Raw genomic sequence first — 19,551 nt, 5'->3', positions numbered from 1 at the left:
CCCATGCCCCGCCCCGCGGGCAGGGAACCCTCCGGGTCGCCGTCGTCGGCGCCGGTCCCGCGGCGTGTTACGCCACGCAGGCACTGCTCGAGCGCTCCGACGTCGAAGTGGAGATGTTCGACCGTCTTCCCACGCCTTTCGGACTGGTGCGTGCCGGTGTCGCGCCGGATCACCCGGGAACGAAGAGCGTGACCGACTCCTTCGAATGGTCGTTCCGGCGTGACGCATTCGCGCTCCACCTGAACACGGAGATCGGCCGCGACCTGACGCATGCCGAACTCCTCGACCACCATCACGCCGTCGTCTACGCGGTGGGCGCTTCCGCCGACCGGCGGCTCGGTATCCCGGGCGAGGACCTTCCGGGAAGTCACGCCGCCACCGAGTTCGTCGCCTGGTACAACGGGCACCCCGACTACGCCGACCGCACGTTCGACCTCTCCGGTGACCGCGCCGTGATCGTCGGGAACGGAAACGTCGCGCTCGATGTCGCCCGCATCCTCACGATGGACGTCGACGAACTCGCCCGCACCGATATCGCAGACCACGCGCTGACGGCGTTGCGGAACAGCAACATCCGTGAGGTCGTGCTGCTGGGCCGGCGTGGGCCCGCCCAGGCGGCGTACAGCAACCCGGAGTTCGTCGCCCTCGGTGATCTCCGCGGCGTCGACGTCGTCATCGACGACGCAGACCTCGACCTCGATCCGGTCAGTGCCCGTGCGGTCGAAGAGGATCCGGCGACGGCCCTGAAGGTTCGCCTCGCGCGCGAATACGCGCAGCGACCGCTCCGCCCCGGCCACCGGCGCATCGTGTTCCGCTTCTTCGCCGCGCCGCACGAACTGCTCGGCGACGAGCGTGTCACGGGTGTGCGGGTCGCCCGCACCGAACTCACCGGCACCGACGGTGCGGTTGCTGTTCGCCCGACGGACGACTTCGACGACGTGGCCGCACCTCTGGTGCTCCGGTCGATCGGATACCGGGGTGTCGCGGTACCGGGCATCCCGTTCGACGAGGTGCGCGGCGTCGTGCCCCATTCGGAGGGACGCGTCGACAACGGCGTGTACGTGACCGGGTGGATCAAGCGGGGTCCGAGCGGAGTCATCGGCACCAACAAGGCCTGTGCACGCGAGACCGTGAACGCGTTGCTCGCCGACTTCGACGCGGGCGTCCTGCGGGAGCCGCGGGGTGACCGGCGCGCGCTGCACAAGTTGCTCGCGCGGCGGCGGCCGGAGCGCGTCGACCTCGAGGGGTGGCGCGCGATCGACGCCGCCGAACGCAAGGCGGGCATCGCCCAGGGCCGTCCGCGGGTGAAGATCACCGATCGCGAGGCGCTCGCGGAACTCGGGCGCCGGCGCCGCCGACTGCTGCCGCTGATCGGAGCCGTGCGCCGGTAAATCGGTTGGGCCGGGCGGACGTGGTCGTTAAGATCATCCGGCGTTTCGCAGTCGCCATCGATGCCGACTTCCGATCTGGTGACCGGATCTTCGCGCGACGCTCGTTTCCTACCGCGCGGGTACTCGCCTGCGCCGACCCTGGAGTAACCGCATGACTGCGCCGCCCGACAAATCCCCAGCTCAACCCAGTGACAAGCTCGATGCCGCGGTACTGAAGATCGCCTCGGTCGTCGTGCTCGGCGCCATCATGTCGATTCTCGACGTCACGGTGGTGTCGGTGGCACTGCCGACATTCATGTCGGACTTCCAGGCGTCCTACGCGACCGTCGCGTGGACCATGACGGCCTACACCCTCGCGCTCGCCAGCGTGATCCCGCTCACCGGCTGGGCTGCGGACCGTTTCGGCACCAAGCGGCTGTATCTGACGGCACTCGTCTTGTTCGTCGCCGGTTCCGTGCTGTGCAGTGTCGCGTGGGATGTCACGTCGCTGATCGCGTTCCGCGTCGTCCAGGGCTTCGGCGGCGGCATGCTGATGCCGCTCGGCATGACGATCATGACCCGTGCGGCCGGCCCGCACCGCGTGGGTCGCGTCATGGCGGTGCTCGGTATCCCGATGCTGCTCGGCCCCATCGGCGGTCCGATCCTCGGTGGCTGGCTCATCGACGTCGCGACCTGGCACTGGATCTTCCTGATCAACCTGCCGATCGGGATCGTCGCGCTGATCGTCGCTGTCGTCGTGCTGCCCAAGGACGCACCGAAAGCGTCGGAGGCGTTCGACTTCAAGGGGATGCTGCTGCTTTCGCCCGGGCTCGCGTTGTTCCTGTTCGGCGTCTCGTCGCTGCCGGAGACCGGCACCGTCGCGTCCGCCCGGGTCCTGGTCAGCGGCCTCGCCGGTCTCGCGCTCATCGCGGCGTTCGTCGTGCACGCGTTGCGCACCGACCATCCGCTGATCGACCTGACCCTGTTCCGCAACCGTCAGCTCACCTTCGCCGTCCTGACGATGTCGGTGTTCGCGATCGGGTTCTTCGGTGCCGGTCTGCTGTTCCCGAGCTACTTCCTCCAGGTGCGAGGCGAGAGCACCTTGGCGGCCGGACTCCTGCTCGCACCACAGGGAATCGGTGCGATGCTCACGATGCCGATCGCCGGACAACTGGTCGACCGTATCGGGCCGGGAAAGATCGTGCTGACCGGCCTGGCTCTCATCGCCGCCGGGATGAGCGTGTTCACCCAGGTCGGCGTGGATACCGGCTACCCGCTGCTCCTCGGTGCCCTGTTCGTGATGGGTATGGGTATGGGCTGCACGATGATGCCCACCATGACCGCCGCGCTGCAGACTCTCACCGACAACAGCATCGCGCGGGGTTCGACGTTGATGAACATCGTCCAGCAGGCCGCCGGATCCATCGGCACCGCGGCGATGTCGGTGATCCTCACCAGCCGCGTGATCGCACCGCAGGGTGCGCCCGAGGGGTCGTCCGGTCAGCCGGATGCCGAGATGCTCGCCCAGCTGCCGCCCGAGATGCAGCAGTCGGTGCTGAGTTCACTCGCCGAGGCGTTCGCGTTCACCTTCCTCATCGCGACGATCATCATGATCTTCGCGCTGATCCCGGCAGCCTTCCTTCCCCGGAAACGTGCCGAGAAGACAGAGGGCGCAGCGGCCCCGGTCGTGATGCACTAGCCGGGCAGCCGGACGCCGTGGCGTAAGGAACAATCCCGTGCGCGGGGGCCGTGACGCAGGTCGCGGCCCCCGTTCGCGTTCCCCGATAGGCTCGGTCGGAGCAGAAACCGCGACCCGAACGGACACGTGCATGAGCTTCGATTCTTCCGACCGGACCTCCGTACCCCGGCGCGCATTGCTCGGCGGAGCCGGAGCGGCAGCGGCCGTCGCTGCGCTCGCAGCGTGCGGCGCGTCGACCGATACGGCGGGGGATCCTCCACAGGCACAGCCCCCGACGACGACGGCGCCGCCCGGGCCCGACGCACAGGTGGTCGCGGCCGTGGCGGATGTACCGGTCGGAGGCGGAGTGCTCATCGAAGGCAAGCGCCTCGTTCTCACGCAGCCCACCGAAGGCGACTTCTGCGCATTCCTCGCCCTGTGCACGCATCAGGGCTGCAACATCACCTCCGTCGAAGGCGACACCATCGTGTGCGCATGCCACGGCAGCAAGTTCGCACTCGACGGCTCGGTTGTGCAGGGCCCCGCCAAGCGTCCCCTCAAGTCGCAACCCGTCGAGGCACGCGGCACCGATCTCGTCGTCGGCTGACCCGGCCCGCCGGACCGGCCGGCGGGATAGTGTCCCACTCGTGGATCCGTCCGGAGAGCAGCGTTGGCGCCCGAAGGCACTGCGGGTCGGTACCGACCCCGACCCGCGATTCACCCTCGCCAACGAGCGCACCTTCCTCGCGTGGATCCGGACGGCGCTGGGCCTGATCGCCGCCGCGGTGGGGCTCGAGGCTTTTGCCGGTGACGTCATCGGCTCCGCCCTTCGCACCGCGTTCTCGTGTGCGCTGCTGGTCTGTTCCGCAATTCTCGTGGTCGTGGCGGTGGCCCGCTGGCTGAGCGTCGAGCGCGCCATGCGCACGCAACGTCCGCTCCCGCTGCCGTGGGCGTCCTTCCTGCTCGCGGGTTTGCTCGCGACGGCGGGCGTCGGGCTCGCCGTCGCGATCGCGGTGTGACCTGCGGATGAGGCACGACGATCCCGGACTCCAGCCCGAACGTACGAGCCTGGCCTGGATGCGCACCGGGGCCGCCCTCGGTGCCGTCGTCCTGCTCTTCATGCGGTTCGTTCCTGGGCCGGGTCCGGTCGTCGCGGCCGTGGGACTGCTGTGCCTCGTGCCTTCCGTGGTCGTGTTGCTCTCCGCCCGGATCGGTCACCGTGCCCGCGTGCGCGGATTCGTCGCGGGGGACGTGGGCCGTCTCTGGTGGCGCAACATCACCGTCGCAGCGGCCGTCGTGGTGCTCGCGACAGCGACGGCCGTGCTCATCGCTGTCGACGGACTCGCGTGAGGCGCGCGGATTCGAGCCCGTGGTGCGGACGTAGAAGTTTCCGCGCTCACGCGATCACCAGGACGCCGGCCAGTGCGATCGCTGCAACCCACACCGTCGCTGCGGCGGCCAGCACCAGCGGGCGCCATCCCAGTCCGCGAATGATGTCGCGCCGCACGCCCGTTCCCAGTGCGAACATCGCGATGGTGAGCAGCGCGACCTGAACCCAGTGAGCCACATCGAGTGCCTGCGGCCCGATCAGGCCGGTCGCGCGTACGGCGACGAGCACCAGAAATGCGACGAGAAACGCGGGTACGAGCGGAGGAGTGCGCCCGTCGCGCCGTGCATTCCCGCTGTGCCGCGCCACGGCGCCGACGACAGCGACCACCGGGGCCAGCAACGCGACGCGCGCGAGTTTGACGGTGACCGCGACGGCGAGCGCACCGCCGGCGGCGGCCGCGCCGGCCGCCGTGGCGTCGAGGGCGGTTCCCGCCGCCACCACCTGGGCAACCTCGTGCACCGCTGCGCCCGCCCACATGCCCGCTTCGGTCGAGTCGAGTCCCAGGGCACCGGACAGGGCGGGAAGGAGCGGGATCATGGCGGTACCGAACACCACGACGAGTGCGACGGTCGTGACGAGTTCGCGTTTCCGAGCGTCGATCACACCGTCGACCGCGGCGGCTGCGGCGGCACCGCAGATCGAGAATCCGCACGCGATGAGCATTCGCTCCGTCCAATCGACGCCGAGCCACTTTCCGAACAGCAGCGCGCCGCCGATGCCTGCCGCGACCACCGCGGCCGCGACTCCCATTGCGCCCCAGCCGAGTCCGACGACATCCGATATCGACAGCTGGAGTCCGAGTAGCGCGACACCGATTCGGAGGAGGTGCTTCGACGCCAGCGTCAATCCCGGTTCGAGCACTGCCAGGTGAGGCCCCACGTTGGCGACGACGACTCCGAGCACGATCGCGATCAGCAGTGGGCTGGCGCCGGGGAACAGGCTGGCGGCGGCGAGCGCGACTGCTGCGCCCGCTGCTCCCACGAGCAGGCCGGGAACGGCGGGACGCACGCGCCGGAGCAGCGGCTCGGGGCGGAGCGGAGAGAGGACGGCGACCATGTCTCCAGCGTGTCGCGCCCGGCCCCGCGCGACTAGCCGTCGATTCAGTATGTGCTCATATCGAATAGATATGCCCGGTCCGGTAGGCATATCGTATCGGCATGACGGACTGGCCCGATCTGGCGGCGCTCGACCTGCTCGTCGGCATCGACGACCACGGCGGTCTGGGCGCAGCAGCGCGGAAGGCAGGGATCGCCCAGCCCAACGCGACCCGCATGCTGAGACGGCTCGAGAAGCAACTCGGCGCGGTGCTCGTCCGCCGGGGCCGCACGGGATCGGTGCTCACTCCGGAAGGCACCGTCGTCGCGCACTGGGCCCGTGAGGTCCTTGCCGACACCGCTCGCATGCTCGACGCGGCGGCGTCGCTGCGTGTCGACCATCCTCCCGAACTCGTGGTCGCGGCATCCATGACGGTGGCCGAACACCTCATCCCACGGTGGCTCGGAGAGTTCCGGGCGATCCGCAGCGACGTGCAGATCCAGTTGCACGTACACAACTCGGTGCAGGTGTGCGACGCCGCTGCCGCCGGGGAGTGCGACGTGGGCTTCGTCGAGGGTCCGTCGGTGCCGCGCGGGCTCTACAGCGTGCCGGTAGCGCGGGACCGGCTCGTGGTGGTCGTGCCGCCGGACCACCCGTGGGCGCGCAGACGCCGACCGCTGACCGTGGCGGAACTGGCGTCCACTCCGCTGGTCGTCCGCGAGGTGGGGTCGGGTACCCGCCGAACCCTCGACCTCGCGCTGGAGGAGTACGCCCGTCCCGCGCCGCTGCTCGAACTCGGGAGCAGTGCAGCGGTCCGGACGAGCGTGCTCGGCGGGGCAGGTCCTGCGGTTCTCAGTACGCTCGCGGTGGCCGAGGACCTCGAATCCGGCAAGTTGCGCGCAGTGGACGTGGAGGGACTCGACCTTTCCCGGGTTCTGCGGGCGGTATGGCGCCCGCCGCGTGCGCTCGCCGGACCCGCCGGTGAACTCGTCCGGATGATCACCCGGCCACGTTGACGCGGAACTAGGTGACAGGCGCGCGCGGGCGAGAGTTGCGCAGAGCCCCGATCCCGGCTGCGACGACGAGTGCGATACCGATGGCGGACAGAGCGTCGACGAACTGGCCGAGCACGAGCACGCCGGCAAGGGCCGCCGCCGCAGGTTCGAGAGCGATCAGGATGGCGAAGACGTTCTTGGACAGGTCACGAAGGGCGCGGATCTCGAGGCTGTACGGGATCACCGACGACAGCAGCGCCACGGCGAAGCCCGCTGCGAGAAACGTGGGTGAGAGCATCTCTGTCCCGGCGGAGACGACGCCGAACGGCAACACGGCCACGGCGGCGATCGCGGTGGCGCCGGCCAGCCCGGCGGTGCCGGAGAGCGCCGAGCCCGCAAGCCTGGTCGCGACATGTGATCCCGCCACGATGTATCCCGCCCACCCCGCCGCCGCGACGAGCGCCAGTGCGACGCCCAGCGGGTCGAGGCCCTCGGTGAGGCCGTCGCCGTGGCCCGCGCCGAGGCACACGATTCCGCCCAGCGCGAGGAGGACCCACACGCCGTCCCGGGCCCGCCGCGACAGCACTGCCGCCACGGTGAGGGGACCGAGGAACTCGATCGTGACGGTGGTGGCGAGGGGGAGTCGCGTGAGGGCGGCGTAGAAGAACGAGTTCATCAGCGCGAGACTCGCGCCGAGTGCGAGGACTGCCTGCCACTCGATACGCGACCACCGGTGGACCGGTGGGCGCGCGATCGCACACAACACCAGGGCGGCGAAGAGCAGTCGTACGGTCACCGTGCCCGCCGCGCCCGCCTGATCGAACAGGGTCGTCGCAAAAGCTGCCCCGAACTGCATCGACAGCACGGCCCCCAGCACCGCCACGACGGGCAGCGCAGTGCCCCCGTGATCCTTGTCGGCCATCCGTCCTCCGCTGTCGTCGATGTCGATGCGCTCAGTCTCGCCGACCGTACTGCCAGCCGCGCGACAGAAAACAATCACGCCTGCTTGATTCCTGCGCGCGTACGTGTGACCCTTGTCGCATGGTGGAGTTGCACAATCGCGCGGCGGATCAGCAGACCTTGCTCGACGACCTTCGGGCCGAGGGAGACGCCCTCGACGATCTCGTCGCGGACCTGCCCGCGGACCGGTGGGCCGTCGCGACGCCCGCGAAGGGCTGGACGATCGCGCATCAGATCGGCCACCTGCTGTGGACCGATCGTGCTGCGCTCACGGCCATCCGTGATCCCGAGGCGTTTCGCGCCGGGGTCCTCGAGGCGTTCACCGACCCGCTCGGCTTCGTCGACGCCGGAGCCGCGGAACTGGCGCAGTTGCCGGCCGCGGGCCTGCTCGCGAACTGGCGCGCGGCACGGCACGAACTCGCGCACGCCCTCGCCGAGGTTCCGCAGGGTACGAAGATCATCTGGTACGGACCGCCCATGTCCGCAGCGTCCATGGCAACGGCGCGACTGATGGAGACCTGGGCACACGGTGGCGACGTCGCCGACGCTCTCGGAGTCGTGCGGGCACCCACGGCCCGGCTGCGCCACATCGCGCACCTCGGCGTGCGTACTCGCGACTTCGCGTACATCATTCGGGACGCCACGCCACCGGCCGAACCGTTCCGCGTCGCACTCACAGCGCCCGACGGGAGCGAATGGACCTGGGGCCCCGAGGATGCGCAGCAGTCCGTCACCGGACCCGCCCTCGACTTCTGCTCGCTGGTCACGCAACGAGTCCACCGCGACGACACCGCGCTCGTCGCGACCGGTTCCGACGCCGACGAGTGGCTCGGCTTCGCGCAGGCGTTCGCCGGCCCGCCCGGGCCGGGTCGCGCTCCCGGCGAGGCGGTTCCGTGATCTCCGTGCCGGTGCGCGACGGTCACCGCGCCGTGCGCATCGGCAACTGCTCGGGTTTCTACGGTGACCGTGTCTCCGCGATGCGCGAGATGCTCGACGGCGGCGAACTCGACTACCTCACCGGCGACTATCTCGCCGAGCTCACCATGCTCATCCTCGGCCGCGACCGGATGAAGAATCCTGATCTCGGCTACGCGAAGACCTTCGTACGACAGCTCGAGGAATGCATGGGCCTTGCTCTCGACCACGGCGTCCGCATCGTCGCGAACGCCGGCGGTCTCAATCCGGCCGGACTCGCGACCCGGTTGCGTGACATCGCCGAACGGCTCGGCCTGGACGTCACGGTGGCTCACGTCGAGGGCGACGATCTGCTCCCGCGGATCGACGAACTGGGCCTCGGCGGCACGCCCGCGCCGTTGACCGCCAACGCATATCTCGGCGCGTGGGGCATCGTGGAGTGCCTTCGTTCGGGCGCCGACATCGTCGTCACCGGACGGGTGACCGACGCGTCCGTCACCGTCGGCCCCGCCGCAGCCCACTTCGGCTGGGGACCGGGCGATTTCGACGCGCTCGCGGGTGCGGTTGCCGCGGGCCACGTCCTCGAATGCGGCACCCAGGCGACCGGCGGCAACTACGCATTCTTCACCGAACTCGGCAACCTCGACCGGCCCGGTTTCCCGATCGCCGAGATCGAAGCCGACGGTTCGTCGACCATCACGAAGCATCCGGGAACCGGTGGCGCGGTCACCGTGGGCACCGTGACGGCGCAACTGCTCTACGAGGTCGGCGGCGCCCGGTACGCCGGTCCCGACGTGACCACCCGCCTCGACACCGCGGTTCTCGAAGACGGCGGGCCCGACCGGGTGCGTATCTCCGGCGTACGCGGAGAGGCGCCGCCGCCCACGCTCAAGGTCTGTCTCAACGCGCTCGCGGGGTTCCGCAACACCGTGGAGTTCGTGCTCACCGGACTCGACATCGAGGCGAAGGCCGCGCTCGTGCGCCGCCAGATCGAGGCGAACCTTCCGGCACGCCCGGCCGAACTCGAATGGACCCTCGCCCGCACCGACCACCCCGACGTAACCACCGAGGAAACCGCGAGCGCGGTGCTCCGGTGCGTCGTCCGCGATCCGGACCCCGACGTTGTCGGCCGCGGATTCACGTCCACAGCAGTAGAATTCGGTCTTGCGAGTTACCCCGGATTCCATGTCACCGCACCGCCGGGAACGGGCAGCGCCTTCGGCGTCTACACGGCAGGTCTGGTCGCCGCCGAGCAGGTGCCGCACATCGCGGTACTGCCGGACGGCAGCGGCGTCGACATCTCCCCGAGCGCCACCACCCGGACGCTCGAACCCGTTCCCGAACCGCCACTGCCCGAGCCCCTTCCGCCCGGCCCGACGCGCCGCGCCGCGCTCGGCACCGTTCTGGGCGCGCGCAGCGGAGACAAGGGCGGTGACGCCAACATCGGGGTCTGGGCACGGAGCGACGACGCCTATCGCTGGCTCGTCCACACCCTCACGGTCGACGCGCTCACCTCCCTGCTTCCCGAGACGGCAGCGCACGATGTCACCCGGCACGTGCTGCCGAATCTCCGGGCGGTGAACTTCGTGGTCGAGGGAATCCTCGGGCGCGGCGTCGCCTCCCAGGCCCGATTCGATCCCCAGGCCAAAGGACTCGCCGAATGGCTGCGCTCCCGACACCTGGACATCCCACTCACTCTCCTGGAGGACTCGGCGTGAGCATCTGGACAACCGACGAGCGCACGTCGCTGCGCGCCACCGTGGCCGGTTTCGTGCGCCGCGAGATCCTGCCGAATCTCGACGACTGGGAACGCGACGGCGAACTCCCGCGCGACCTTCACAAGAAGACGGCCGACGTCGGGCTGCTCGGTATCGGTTTCCCGGAATCCGTCGGCGGGTCCGGTGGTGACGGTGCCGACGTGGTGACCGTGTGCGAAGCGTTCCACGAGGCCGGTGCGTCCGGTGGCGCGTTCTCCTCCTTGTTCACGTGCGGAATCGCACTGCCGCACCTGATCGCTGCCGGAGACCCGGAGCAGATCGACCGGTGGGTGCGTCCCACCCTCGCGGGCGAGATGATCGGTTCGCTCGCGATCACCGAACCGGGAGGCGGGTCCGACGTCGGGCACCTCACCACCACCGCAGTGCGCGACGGCGACGATTTCGTAGTCAACGGCGCGAAGACCTACATCACGTCCGGGTGCCGCGCAGACTTCGTCGTCACCGCCGTCCGCACAGGAGGTCCCGGTGCCGGCGGCGTGTCGCTCCTGGTGATCGAGAAGGACACCCCCGGGTTCACCGTCTCCCGCAAACTCGACAAGATGGGCTGGCGCGCCTCCGACACCGCCGAGTTGTCCTTCGTCGACGCCCGGGTTCCGGTGGCCAACCTCGTCGGCGCCGAGAACTCCGGGTTCATGCAGATCGCACAGGCTTTCGTGTCCGAGCGCATCGGCTTGGCAGTGCAGGCGTACGCGAGCGCGCAGCGCTGCCTCGACCTGACCGTCGCGTGGTGCCGTGACCGGGAGACCTTCGACCGTGCGCTCATCACGCGTCAAGCCGTGCAGCGCACCCTTGCCGAGATGGCCCGCCGGATCGACGTCGCGCGGGTGTACTCGCGGCACGTCGTCGAACGGTCCGTGGCGGGCGACACCGATCTCATCGCCGAGGTGTGTTTCGCCAAGAACACCGCGGTCGAGGCGGGGGAGTGGGTCGCACACCAGGCCGTGCAACTGTTCGGCGGCCTCGGATACATGGCCGAATCGGAGGTCGAGCGCCAGTACCGCGACATGCGCATTCTGGGCATCGGGGGAGGCACCACCGAAATCCTCACCGAACTCGCCGCGAAGCGTCTGGGGTACGGCGCGTGAGCATCCTGAAGTCGACTCTCGACGTGGCGTCGTCGCAGTACGGCGCGGCAGCGGAGGCGATGCGCACCAAGCTCGCCGAACTCGACGCCGAGCACACAAAAGCACTCGGCGGGGGCGGGGAGAAGTACGTGCGCCGCCACCACGAGCGCGGCAAACTGCTGCCGCGTGAGCGCATCGAACTGCTGATCGACCCCGACTCGCCCTTCCTCGAGCTCTCACCGCTCGCTGCCTGGGGCACCGAGTTCCCCGTCGGCGCCAGTACGGTGACCGGCATCGGTGTCGTCCACGGCGTGCAGTGCGTGATCGTGGCGAACGACCCCACCGTCCGCGGCGGTACGAGCAACCCCTGGACGCTGCGGAAAACTCTGCGCGCCAACGATATCGCGCTCCAGAATCGACTTCCCATGATCAACCTCGTCGAGTCGGGGGGTGCGGACCTGCCGACGCAGAAGGAGGTTTTCATTCCCGGCGGGCGGTTGTTCCGCGACCTCACGCGCCTGTCCGCGGCGGGCATCCCCACGATCGCGCTGGTATTCGGCAACTCCACCGCCGGGGGTGCGTACGTGCCGGGCATGTCCGACCACGTCGTGATGATCAAGGAACGATCCAAGGTCTTCCTCGCCGGACCCCCACTGGTGAAGATGGCCACCGGCGAGGAATCCGACGACGAGACGCTCGGTGGCGCCGAGATGCATGCCCGCGTCAGCGGCCTGGCCGACTACCTGGCGGTCGACGAGGAAGACGCCATCCGACTGGGCCGCGACATCGTCCGGCGGCTCGAGTGGGCGCGGCTCGGACCGGACCCGAAACCTGATGTGAGAGATCCCCGCTACGGGCCGGAGGACCTGATCGGCATCGTTCCCGGCGATCTGCGGATCCCGTTCGATCCCCGTGAGGTGATCGCACGCGTGGTCGACGATTCCGACTTCGACGAGTTCAAGCCGCTCTACGGATCGTCACTCGTGACGGGGTGGGCACAGATACACGGGTATCCCGTGGGCATACTCGCCAACGCGCGGGGCGTGCTGTTCAACGAGGAATCCCAGAAGGCCGCGCAGTTCATCCAGCTCGCAAATCGATCGAACACGCCGTTGTTGTTCCTGCACAACACGACCGGATACATGGTGGGGCGCGAGTACGAGGAACGCGGCATGATCAAGCACGGCTCGATGATGATCAACGCCGTATCGAATTCTCGTGTCCCCCACATCTCTGTTCTCCTCGGTGCCTCGTACGGTGCCGGGCACTACGGGATGTGCGGCCGCGCATTCGATCCGCGTTTCCTGTTCGCCTGGCCCAGTGCGAAATCCGCGGTGATGGGCGGTGCCCAGCTCGCGGGGGTCATCTCGATTGTCGGGCGCGCTGCGGCGCAGGCGCGCGGCCAAGGGGTCGACGAGGCCGCGGACGAGGCGATGCGTGCCGCCGTGGAGAACCAGATCGAGGCCGAGTCCCTGCCGATGTTCCTGTCCGGCAGGCTCTACGACGACGGTGTCATCGACCCGCGTGACACTCGCGACGTGGTCGGATTCTGCCTGTCCGCAGCCGCATCGGGACCGATCGAGGGCGCCGGTGACTTCGGCGTCTTCCGGATGTGAGGACACCGTGACCGACAACCCCGGCGCCACCGTGACGACCGTATTGGTCGCCAACCGCGGAGAGATCGCCCGAAGAGTGTTCGCGACGTGCCGTCGTGCCGGACTCGGCACGGTGGCGGTCTATTCCGACGCGGACGCACACAGCCCCCACGTCCGCGAAGCCGACGTCGCGGTCCGGTTGCCCGGCACGAGCCCGTCCGACACCTATCTGCGCGGTGACGCGATCGTCGCCGCCGCGCTCGCCGCAGGTGCGGATGCTGTGCATCCCGGGTACGGATTCCTCTCCGAGAACGCCGAGTTCGCGAGGCAGGTGATCGAGGCGGGTCTCATCTGGGTCGGTCCGTCGCCCGACTCGATCGCCCGGATGGGTTCGAAGATCGAGGCGAAGAAGATCATGGCCGCGGCCGGCGTGCCGGTCCTTCCCGAACTCGAGCCCGGCGCGGTCACCACCGACGACCTGCCGGTGCTCGTGAAAGCCTCGTCGGGAGGCGGCGGACGGGGCATGCGTGTCGTGCGTACGCTCGACGAACTGCCCGCCCAACTCGCCGCGGCGAGTCGCGAGGCGGGTGCGGCCTTCGGTGATCCCACAGTGTTCTGCGAACGGTATCTGGAACACGGCCGCCACATCGAAGTGCAAATTCTCGCCGACCGGCACGGCACCGTATGGACGCTCGGCGAACGCGAATGCTCGGTACAGCGACGCCATCAGAAGGTCGTCGAAGAGGCACCGTCGCCACTGGTCGAGGCGACCGAGGGCATGCGCGACGCAGTGTTCGACGCAGCCCGGCGCGCGGCCACGGCGATCGGGTACGAAGGTGCCGGAACCGTCGAATTCCTTGCGTCCGGTCCCGCACAGGGATCCGACACGGGAGAGTTCTACTTCCTCGAGATGAACACCCGCCTGCAAGTCGAACATCCGGTCACCGAATGCACGACCGGTGTGGATCTGGTGGGGCTGCAGATCGATGTCGCATCCGGTGGGGAACTCGCATCCGAACCGCCTCTGCCCTCGGGTCATTCGATCGAGGTCCGTCTCTACGCGGAGGACCCCGCCCACGACTGGCAACCCCAGTCCGGCGTGTTGCACCGGTTCGCCGTGCCGGCCGCGACCGAGGAGTTCGCACCGCTGCGTACACCGGGGATTCGGGTCGATGCGGGCGTGGTCGACGGCTCCGATATCGGAGTGCACTACGACCCGATGCTCGCGAAAGTGATCTCCTGGGCGCCGACGCGGGCTGCCGCGGCACGCATGCTCGCGCGCGCCGTGGCCGATGCGCGGCTGCACGGACCGAGGACGAACCGTGATCTCCTGGTACGCGTGCTCAGGCACCCCGCATTCCTCGCCGGAGACACCGACACCGCATTCTTCGATACCCATGATCTGGCGGTGCTCGCCGCGCCGCTGGCCGATGCCGGGTCCGAACGGGTCGGGGCCCTCGTCGCCGCCCTCGCCGACGCAGCGGCCAATCGCGAATCTGCTACCGTCGCAAGGACGTTGCCCGGAGGGTGGCGTAATCTCGCGTCGTCGTTCCAGGTGAAGACGTACGCGGGCGACCGGGACGAGCACGAGATCCGCTACCGGTTCGGTCGCGACGGACTCATGACCGATGCCGTCGACGACGTCCGGGTTCTCGCATACGACCCGCACCGCGTGGTCCTCGACATCGACGGACTCCGTCGCGAGTTCGAGGTCGCGCGGTACGGCGACGTCGTGCACGTCGACTCGTCGCTGGGCCCGGTCTGCCTGCGCGCGATTCCGCGATTCACCGACGCTGCGGCCGTGGTGCCGACCGGATCGTTGCTGGCACCGATGCCCGGCTCGGTGATACGGCTCGGCGCTGCCGTGGGCGACACCGTCACCGCCGGACAGCCGGTGCTGTGGCTCGAAGCCATGAAGATGGAACACACCGTCACTGCCCCCGTCGCGGGAACCCTCACCGTCCTGGAGGTCGACATCGGCACCCAGGTGGCGATGGGATCGGTCCTCGCCGTCGTCACGACCGGCGACGCACCCGCGCGACCCGCCACAGACCCGTCCGAAATATCCACAATTCCAGCCCCGTCCGAACACCCTCGTACCCCCGGAGAGATCTCATGAGCGTCATCGAAACCGAAGAACAGAAGGAACTGCGCGCCTCCGTCGCAGCACTCGCGGAGCGTTACAACTACGTCGACTACGTGCTGCCCAAGTCGCGCCGGCACGAGCCGCTCACCGAACTGTGGAACGAAGCGGCCAAGCTCGGGTTCCTCGGCGTCAACCTTCCCGAGGAATACGGCGGCGGCGGTGCCGGGATCTACGAGTTGGCGCTCGTGCAGGAAGAACTGTCGGCGAAGGGCGCCGGTCTGTTGCTGGTCGTGGTTTCGCCCGCCATCTGCGGCACGATCATCTCCAAGTACGGGACCGACGACCAGAAGCAGGAGTGGCTACCGGGTCTCGCCGACGGCTCGAGGATCATGGCATTCGGTATCACCGAAGCCGACGCCGGATCGAACTCGCACAAGATCACCACCGTCGCGGCGCGCGACGGGGACGACTGGATTCTCTCGGGCAGCAAGGTCTACATCTCGGGCGTCGACCAGGCCGACGCGGTGCTGGTGGTCGCCCGCACCGAGGACGCCAAGACCGGCAAACTGCGGCCCGCACTGTTCATCGTGCCGACCGATACCCCGGGGTTCGTCAAGACCCCGATGGAGATGGACATCATCGAGCCGGACTACCAGTTCAGCCTGTTCTTCGACCAGGTGCGGCTGCCGTCGACGGCACTGGTCGGCGAGCCGGAAGCGGCACTGATGCAGTTGTTCGCGGGCCTGAACCCCGAACGCATCATGGGTGCGGCGATGGCTGTGGGAATGGGCCGCTTCGCGATCGACTCGGCGGTGCGGTACGCGAAGGAACGCACCGTCTGGAAGGCTCCGATCGGTGCGCACCAGGGCATCGCGCATCCGCTGGCGCAGCGCAAGATCGAGATCGAACTCGCCAAACTGATGATGCAGAAGGCCGCCGTGCTCTACGACAACGGTGACGATTTCGGTGCTGCCGAAGCCGCGAACATGGCCAAGTACGCCGCGGCGGAAGCGGCGATCGGCTCGCTCGACCAGGCGATCCAGACGCACGGTGGTGCCGGCCTGACCCGCGAGTACGGACTGTCCGCCATGCTCGGGGCGGCACGCATCGCGCGGATCGCGCCGGTGAGCCGGGAGATGATCCTCAACTTCGTGTCCCAGCATTCGCTCGGGCTGCCGCGGTCGTACTAGGAGGCGAGATGCCGGACCCCGATATCGCCGGGCACGCGCCGGCCCCGGTCGTGCGGTACTCGGTGGCGGAGGGCGCAGCGACGCTCACGCTCGATTCGCCGCACAACCGCAACGCGATCTCGTCCGCGATGGTGCACCAGCTACGCGCCGGCCTCGATGCGGCCGCGAGTGACACCGCCGTGCGGGCGGTGGTTCTCACCCATACGGGTGGAACCTTCTGTGCCGGCGCCGATCTCGGCGAGTCCTCGGGGAGTCCGGACGAGGCGGGGGGGGGGGGGGGGGGGGGGGGCGGGGGGGGCGGGGGCGGGCGGCGCGGGGGGGGGGCCCGCGGGGCGGCCGCGCCGGGGGGCCGGGGCGGGCCCCCCCCCCCTGGGGGGGGGGGGGGGGCGGCATCCTCGAACTGCCCAAGCCGGTGGTCGGTGTGATCGACGGCCATGTCCGTGCCGGCGGAATGGGTCTTGTTGCAGCATGCGACATCGTCGTCGCGGGGTCCCGCGCGACGTTCGCACTCACCGAGGCCCGGCTCGGCCTGGCGGCGTCGATCGTCTCGCTCACCGTTCTGCCGAAAATGACGCCGCGCGCCGCGGGCCGTTACTTCCTCACCGGAGAACGCTTCGGGCCGGAGGACGCGGCGGCACACGGACTCGTCACGCTCGTGTCCGAGGATCCGGCGACGCGGGCAGCAGACGTGATCGCGGATCTGCGGGGGTGCTCCCCGCAGGGCCTCGCGGAGTCGAAGCACTTGCTCACCATGCGGATGCTCGACGATTTCGATCGATACGCCGAGGGACTGGCCGCGCAGTCCGCGCGGTTGTTCGGATCGGCCGAAGCGGTGGAGGGCGTCACCGCCTTTCTGCAGAAACGGCCCCCGTCGTGGTCCCCGGGACGGTGAGGGATGCCGGCCCCTACGCTGGTCGGCATGATGAGTGCGCCGAGCGAGCCCCGTCGACGCGCGGAGCAGCAACGCGGCCGTGCCACCCGCGTCACCATCCTGGATGCCGCTGTGTCCGTGCTGGTCGAGCACGGATACTCGAACGCCACCACCGTCCGTATCCAGGCCGCGGCGGGTGTCTCGCGCGGTCGGCTCCTGCACCATTTCCCCAGTCGCGATTCGCTTCTGGTCGCGTCGGTGCATCACCTTGCGGCGCAGCGCGTCCAGGATCTCGGGCACGACCAGGAGTGGCCCGACGACCCGGTCGCGCGGGTCGCGCTGGCGGTGGACCTGATGTGGCTGCACTTCCGGCAGCCGTATTTCTGGGCCTCGATGGAACTGTGGCTCGCGGCCCGCTCCCACGAAGAACTCCGCCGCGAATTGATACCGCTCGAACGGACTCTCGGCGGAATGATCAAGGCGCAGACCGATCGGTTCTTCGGCAGCGACTTCGTCGGGCTCCCGCGCTACCGCGTGGTGCGCGATCTCGTCTACAGCAGCATGCGGGGGATCGCCCTCGGTTATGCGATCGATCCCCGCGATCCGGACGCGGACCCGAATCTCGTGGTGTGGCGTGAACAGTTCGAGGATCTTCTGCGGCGGTGATCCGTCACCGGGTGTCGACGACATCCTCGAGTACCTGCGACAACACCCGGTTCAGCGACCATCGCAGGACGGAGACGTCCTGAGCGGGAAGAGTTTGCTGATAACCGATCAGGGCGAACATCGCGAGATGCGCGAATCTGTGCGCGTCGTCCCCCGGGCCGAGGATCGCGGCGGTGGACTCGGCCACCACGTCGAATCGCTGCCGGTCCACGAGGGCCTGGATGTCGCGCACGGCGTGATCGCTGTACGCCCAGCCCCGGATCGCCGATTCGGCGGGATGCGGAAGCTTGCATGCGAAGTCGATGAGCATCTCGAGCCGGCGCCGGGGAGAACCTTCGAGCCGTGCGGTCTCGGCCAGTTGCAGGGTCTGCCTGTCGAGCCAGTTCTGAAGGAACTCTTTCTCGAAATCGGCCCAGCTCGCGAAGTAGTTGTAGAACGACCCGGTGGTGACCTCGAGGTGTGCGCACAGGCGTGCCTGCTTGAGTCCCGCGTGGGCGTGCGTCGCAAGAATGTCGAGGGCGGCGGTGAAATAGTCTTCGCGCCTGACAATCGTCGCCACGTGGGTTTCCCTTTCGTCCGGTGCGTCGTCCCGCTGTTCGGGCAGGCTACGTTCGTACGGTCTCGACGTGATCTCATTCCGTCGGGTCGTGGGACATCGAGGCGGCGTTCCGGGCGCCGAATGCTCTCCGGCGGGCATCCCTGCGGGGCGAGGATCGAGGAGGACGGGTGACGCGCGAACCCAAGCAGGACCGCAGTCGAGCGACGCGTCTGCGCCTGCTCGAATCCACGATAGATTGCCTGGCCGAGTTCGGCTGGGCGGCGACCACCGTCGGCGTCGTCGCGGAACGCGCCGGAGTGTCGCGCGGGGCGACCCAGCACCATTTCCCCACCCGTGAGGATCTCATCACGGCTGCTCTCGATTTCATGTTCGACAGCCGGATGGAACGCGCCCGGAACGAGACGCCCGACGTGCCGCCCGGCAGCGCTCGCACCGAGGCGGTCGTGTCACGTCTCGTCGAGCAGTACACCGGCAATCTGTTCAACGCGGCGTTGCAGGTCTGGACCGCCGCGGCGGCGGATCCCGCGCTGCGCGAACGCCTTCTCCCGCTCGAGGAGCGTTTCGGCCGGGTCGCGCACAAGGTGGCTGTCGAACAACTCGGCGCGGACGACTCCGATCCGGTGGTGCACCGCATGGTGCAGGCGACTCTGGACCTCGCCCGTGGCCTCGGCCTGGCCGACGTCCTCACCGACGACTCGGTGCGACGCCGCGAGATCGTCAGGCACTGGGCGGCCCAGCTCGACACCGTGCTGGAAGACGCCCGGCGTCGGCGCGCAGCAGGCCCTGCGGCTCGGTAGTGTCTCGGCCATGTCCTTCGAGCGGACCGGTAGCAGAGCGGCGACGGCGGCCCTGGCATTCCTGGCGATGCTCGTCGCGGCCGGATGCGGCTCCGGCGACGATGCCGCAGACCAGGTGCAGACCTCGACGACATCGGCTGTGACCGAGCCGGGCCCGCTTTTCGGGGAGTGCGGGTCGCTGACCGACGACGAGGTGGCGAATGCGTTCGCGCTCGGTCCGTTCTCGTCTGTCACCCGCAACTCCGTCGGCTGTGAGTGGGAACTCTTCGTGGGTGGGCCGAGCGTGAGTTTCAGCTGGTACCGGGGAAGTCCGATCGGCAGGGAACGGGCCGGGTCCGATCTGATCGGCCGTCCTGCAACGGATGTCGAGGTCGGGGGCAATCCCGGCTTCCTGGGTTCGTCCCAGTCGCTGGACGGGCAGACGACCCTGTGCGAGATCGGGGTGCAGTTCGGCGGCGACTTCATCCATTGGTCCGTCTCCTACGGGAACTTCCCGCCCGCGGCCGACGCATGTGCGGTCGCTCGCAGCCTCGCGGAGACCAGCGTCGACAGGGCGCAGCAGTGATGCGCCGGGTCCCGCTCCGGCCGGCCGGTCGTCGTCT

Annotated in this window: 18 protein-coding genes and 1 pseudogene; 16 read left to right on the top strand and 3 right to left on the bottom strand. The window is 69.0% G+C overall.

Features of this window, described 5'->3' with window-relative positions:
• The 5 genes from TVH25_RS05505 to TVH25_RS05485 all read left to right on the top strand — a co-directional run.
• A partial coding sequence (locus TVH25_RS05505) for an FAD-dependent oxidoreductase (RefSeq protein ID WP_422423531.1) occupies positions 1–1,391 on the top strand: 1,391 nt, incomplete at its 5' end.
• A gap of 151 nt (positions 1,392–1,542) precedes the next feature.
• Positions 1,543–3,069, top strand: a complete 1,527-nt coding sequence (locus tag TVH25_RS05500) for a DHA2 family efflux MFS transporter permease subunit (protein WP_296549327.1) — start codon at positions 1,543–1,545, stop codon at positions 3,067–3,069.
• A gap of 130 nt (positions 3,070–3,199) precedes the next feature.
• Positions 3,200–3,655, top strand: a complete 456-nt coding sequence (locus TVH25_RS05495; RefSeq protein ID WP_169619510.1) for a Rieske (2Fe-2S) protein — start codon at positions 3,200–3,202, stop codon at positions 3,653–3,655.
• Between the two features lie 40 nt (positions 3,656–3,695).
• Positions 3,696–4,067, top strand: coding sequence for a YidH family protein (locus tag TVH25_RS05490; protein ID WP_169619511.1), 372 nt, complete (start codon positions 3,696–3,698; stop codon positions 4,065–4,067).
• 7 nt (positions 4,068–4,074) lie between these two features.
• Entirely contained in the window at positions 4,075–4,398 is a 324-nt protein-coding gene (locus tag TVH25_RS05485) for a DUF202 domain-containing protein (protein WP_422423530.1), read from the top strand.
• Between the two features lie 46 nt (positions 4,399–4,444).
• On the opposite strand, the gene TVH25_RS05480 is transcribed toward TVH25_RS05485, so the two are convergent.
• Entirely contained in the window at positions 4,445–5,494 is a 1,050-nt protein-coding gene (locus TVH25_RS05480; RefSeq protein WP_422423529.1) for a YeiH family protein, read from the bottom strand.
• A gap of 101 nt (positions 5,495–5,595) precedes the next feature.
• Here TVH25_RS05480 and TVH25_RS05475 point away from each other — a divergent pair, with 101 nt between their 5' ends.
• Positions 5,596–6,489: a LysR family transcriptional regulator gene (locus TVH25_RS05475; protein ID WP_169651249.1), complete on the top strand. Its 894-nt coding sequence runs from the start codon at positions 5,596–5,598 to the stop codon at positions 6,487–6,489.
• A 7-nt stretch (positions 6,490–6,496) separates the two neighbouring features.
• Here the strand turns inward: TVH25_RS05475 and TVH25_RS05470 are convergent, their stop codons facing one another.
• Entirely contained in the window at positions 6,497–7,390 is an 894-nt protein-coding gene (locus tag TVH25_RS05470) for an EamA family transporter (RefSeq protein WP_169619515.1), read from the bottom strand.
• A 119-nt stretch (positions 7,391–7,509) separates the two neighbouring features.
• Here TVH25_RS05470 and TVH25_RS05465 point away from each other — a divergent pair, with 119 nt between their 5' ends.
• The 8 genes and pseudogenes from TVH25_RS05465 (at position 7,510) to TVH25_RS05430 (ending at position 17,593) form a co-directional block, all read left to right on the top strand.
• On the top strand, positions 7,510–8,325 hold the full coding sequence (locus tag TVH25_RS05465; RefSeq protein WP_422423527.1) for a TIGR03084 family metal-binding protein: 816 nt from the start codon (positions 7,510–7,512) through the stop codon (positions 8,323–8,325).
• 5 nt (positions 8,326–8,330) lie between these two features.
• The gene (locus TVH25_RS05460) at positions 8,331–10,061 is read left to right on the top strand and encodes an acyclic terpene utilization AtuA family protein (protein ID WP_422423533.1); all 1,731 of its coding nucleotides are present in this window, start codon (positions 8,331–8,333) and stop codon (positions 10,059–10,061) included.
• Entirely contained in the window at positions 10,058–11,206 is a 1,149-nt protein-coding gene (locus TVH25_RS05455; RefSeq protein WP_422423525.1) for an acyl-CoA dehydrogenase family protein, read from the top strand. Before TVH25_RS05460 ends, TVH25_RS05455 begins: the two co-directional genes overlap by 4 nt.
• Positions 11,203–12,801 carry an acyl-CoA carboxylase subunit beta gene (locus TVH25_RS05450; RefSeq protein WP_169619518.1) on the top strand — a complete coding sequence of 533 codons (1,599 nt, stop codon included), beginning with the start codon at positions 11,203–11,205 and terminating at the stop codon, positions 12,799–12,801. Before TVH25_RS05455 ends, TVH25_RS05450 begins: the two co-directional genes overlap by 4 nt.
• Before the next feature lie 7 nt (positions 12,802–12,808).
• Positions 12,809–14,899, top strand: coding sequence for an acetyl/propionyl/methylcrotonyl-CoA carboxylase subunit alpha (locus TVH25_RS05445; protein ID WP_422423524.1), 2,091 nt, complete (start codon positions 12,809–12,811; stop codon positions 14,897–14,899).
• On the top strand, positions 14,896–16,056 hold the full coding sequence (locus tag TVH25_RS05440; protein ID WP_169619520.1) for an acyl-CoA dehydrogenase family protein: 1,161 nt from the start codon (positions 14,896–14,898) through the stop codon (positions 16,054–16,056). Before TVH25_RS05445 ends, TVH25_RS05440 begins: the two co-directional genes overlap by 4 nt.
• Positions 16,057–16,064: 8 nt before the next feature.
• Positions 16,065–16,948, top strand: a pseudogene (locus TVH25_RS05435) (enoyl-CoA hydratase-related protein).
• A 30-nt stretch (positions 16,949–16,978) separates the two neighbouring features.
• Positions 16,979–17,593 carry a TetR/AcrR family transcriptional regulator gene (locus TVH25_RS05430; protein ID WP_296549346.1) on the top strand — a complete coding sequence of 205 codons (615 nt, stop codon included), beginning with the start codon at positions 16,979–16,981 and terminating at the stop codon, positions 17,591–17,593.
• 4 nt (positions 17,594–17,597) lie between these two features.
• Here the strand turns inward: TVH25_RS05430 and TVH25_RS05425 are convergent, their stop codons facing one another.
• On the bottom strand, positions 17,598–18,152 hold the full coding sequence (locus tag TVH25_RS05425) for a TetR/AcrR family transcriptional regulator (protein WP_169619522.1): 555 nt from the start codon (positions 18,150–18,152) through the stop codon (positions 17,598–17,600).
• 167 nt (positions 18,153–18,319) lie between these two features.
• On the opposite strand from TVH25_RS05425, the gene TVH25_RS05420 reads away from it, so the two are divergent.
• Positions 18,320–18,949, top strand: a complete 630-nt coding sequence (locus TVH25_RS05420; protein ID WP_169619523.1) for a TetR/AcrR family transcriptional regulator — start codon at positions 18,320–18,322, stop codon at positions 18,947–18,949.
• 10 nt (positions 18,950–18,959) lie between these two features.
• A complete protein-coding gene (locus TVH25_RS05415) occupies positions 18,960–19,514 on the top strand; it encodes a DUF3558 domain-containing protein (protein ID WP_378527999.1) in 555 nt (184 codons plus the stop codon).
• The last annotated feature ends 37 nt before the right edge of the window (positions 19,515–19,551 follow it).

This window comes from Rhodococcus sp. 7Tela_A2 (assembly GCF_049311045.1).
Classification (GTDB): Bacteria; Actinomycetota; Actinomycetes; order Mycobacteriales; family Mycobacteriaceae; genus Rhodococcus.
The sequence above is the reverse complement of the archived record's forward strand: the minus strand, read 5'-3'. Positions and strand labels throughout refer to the sequence as shown.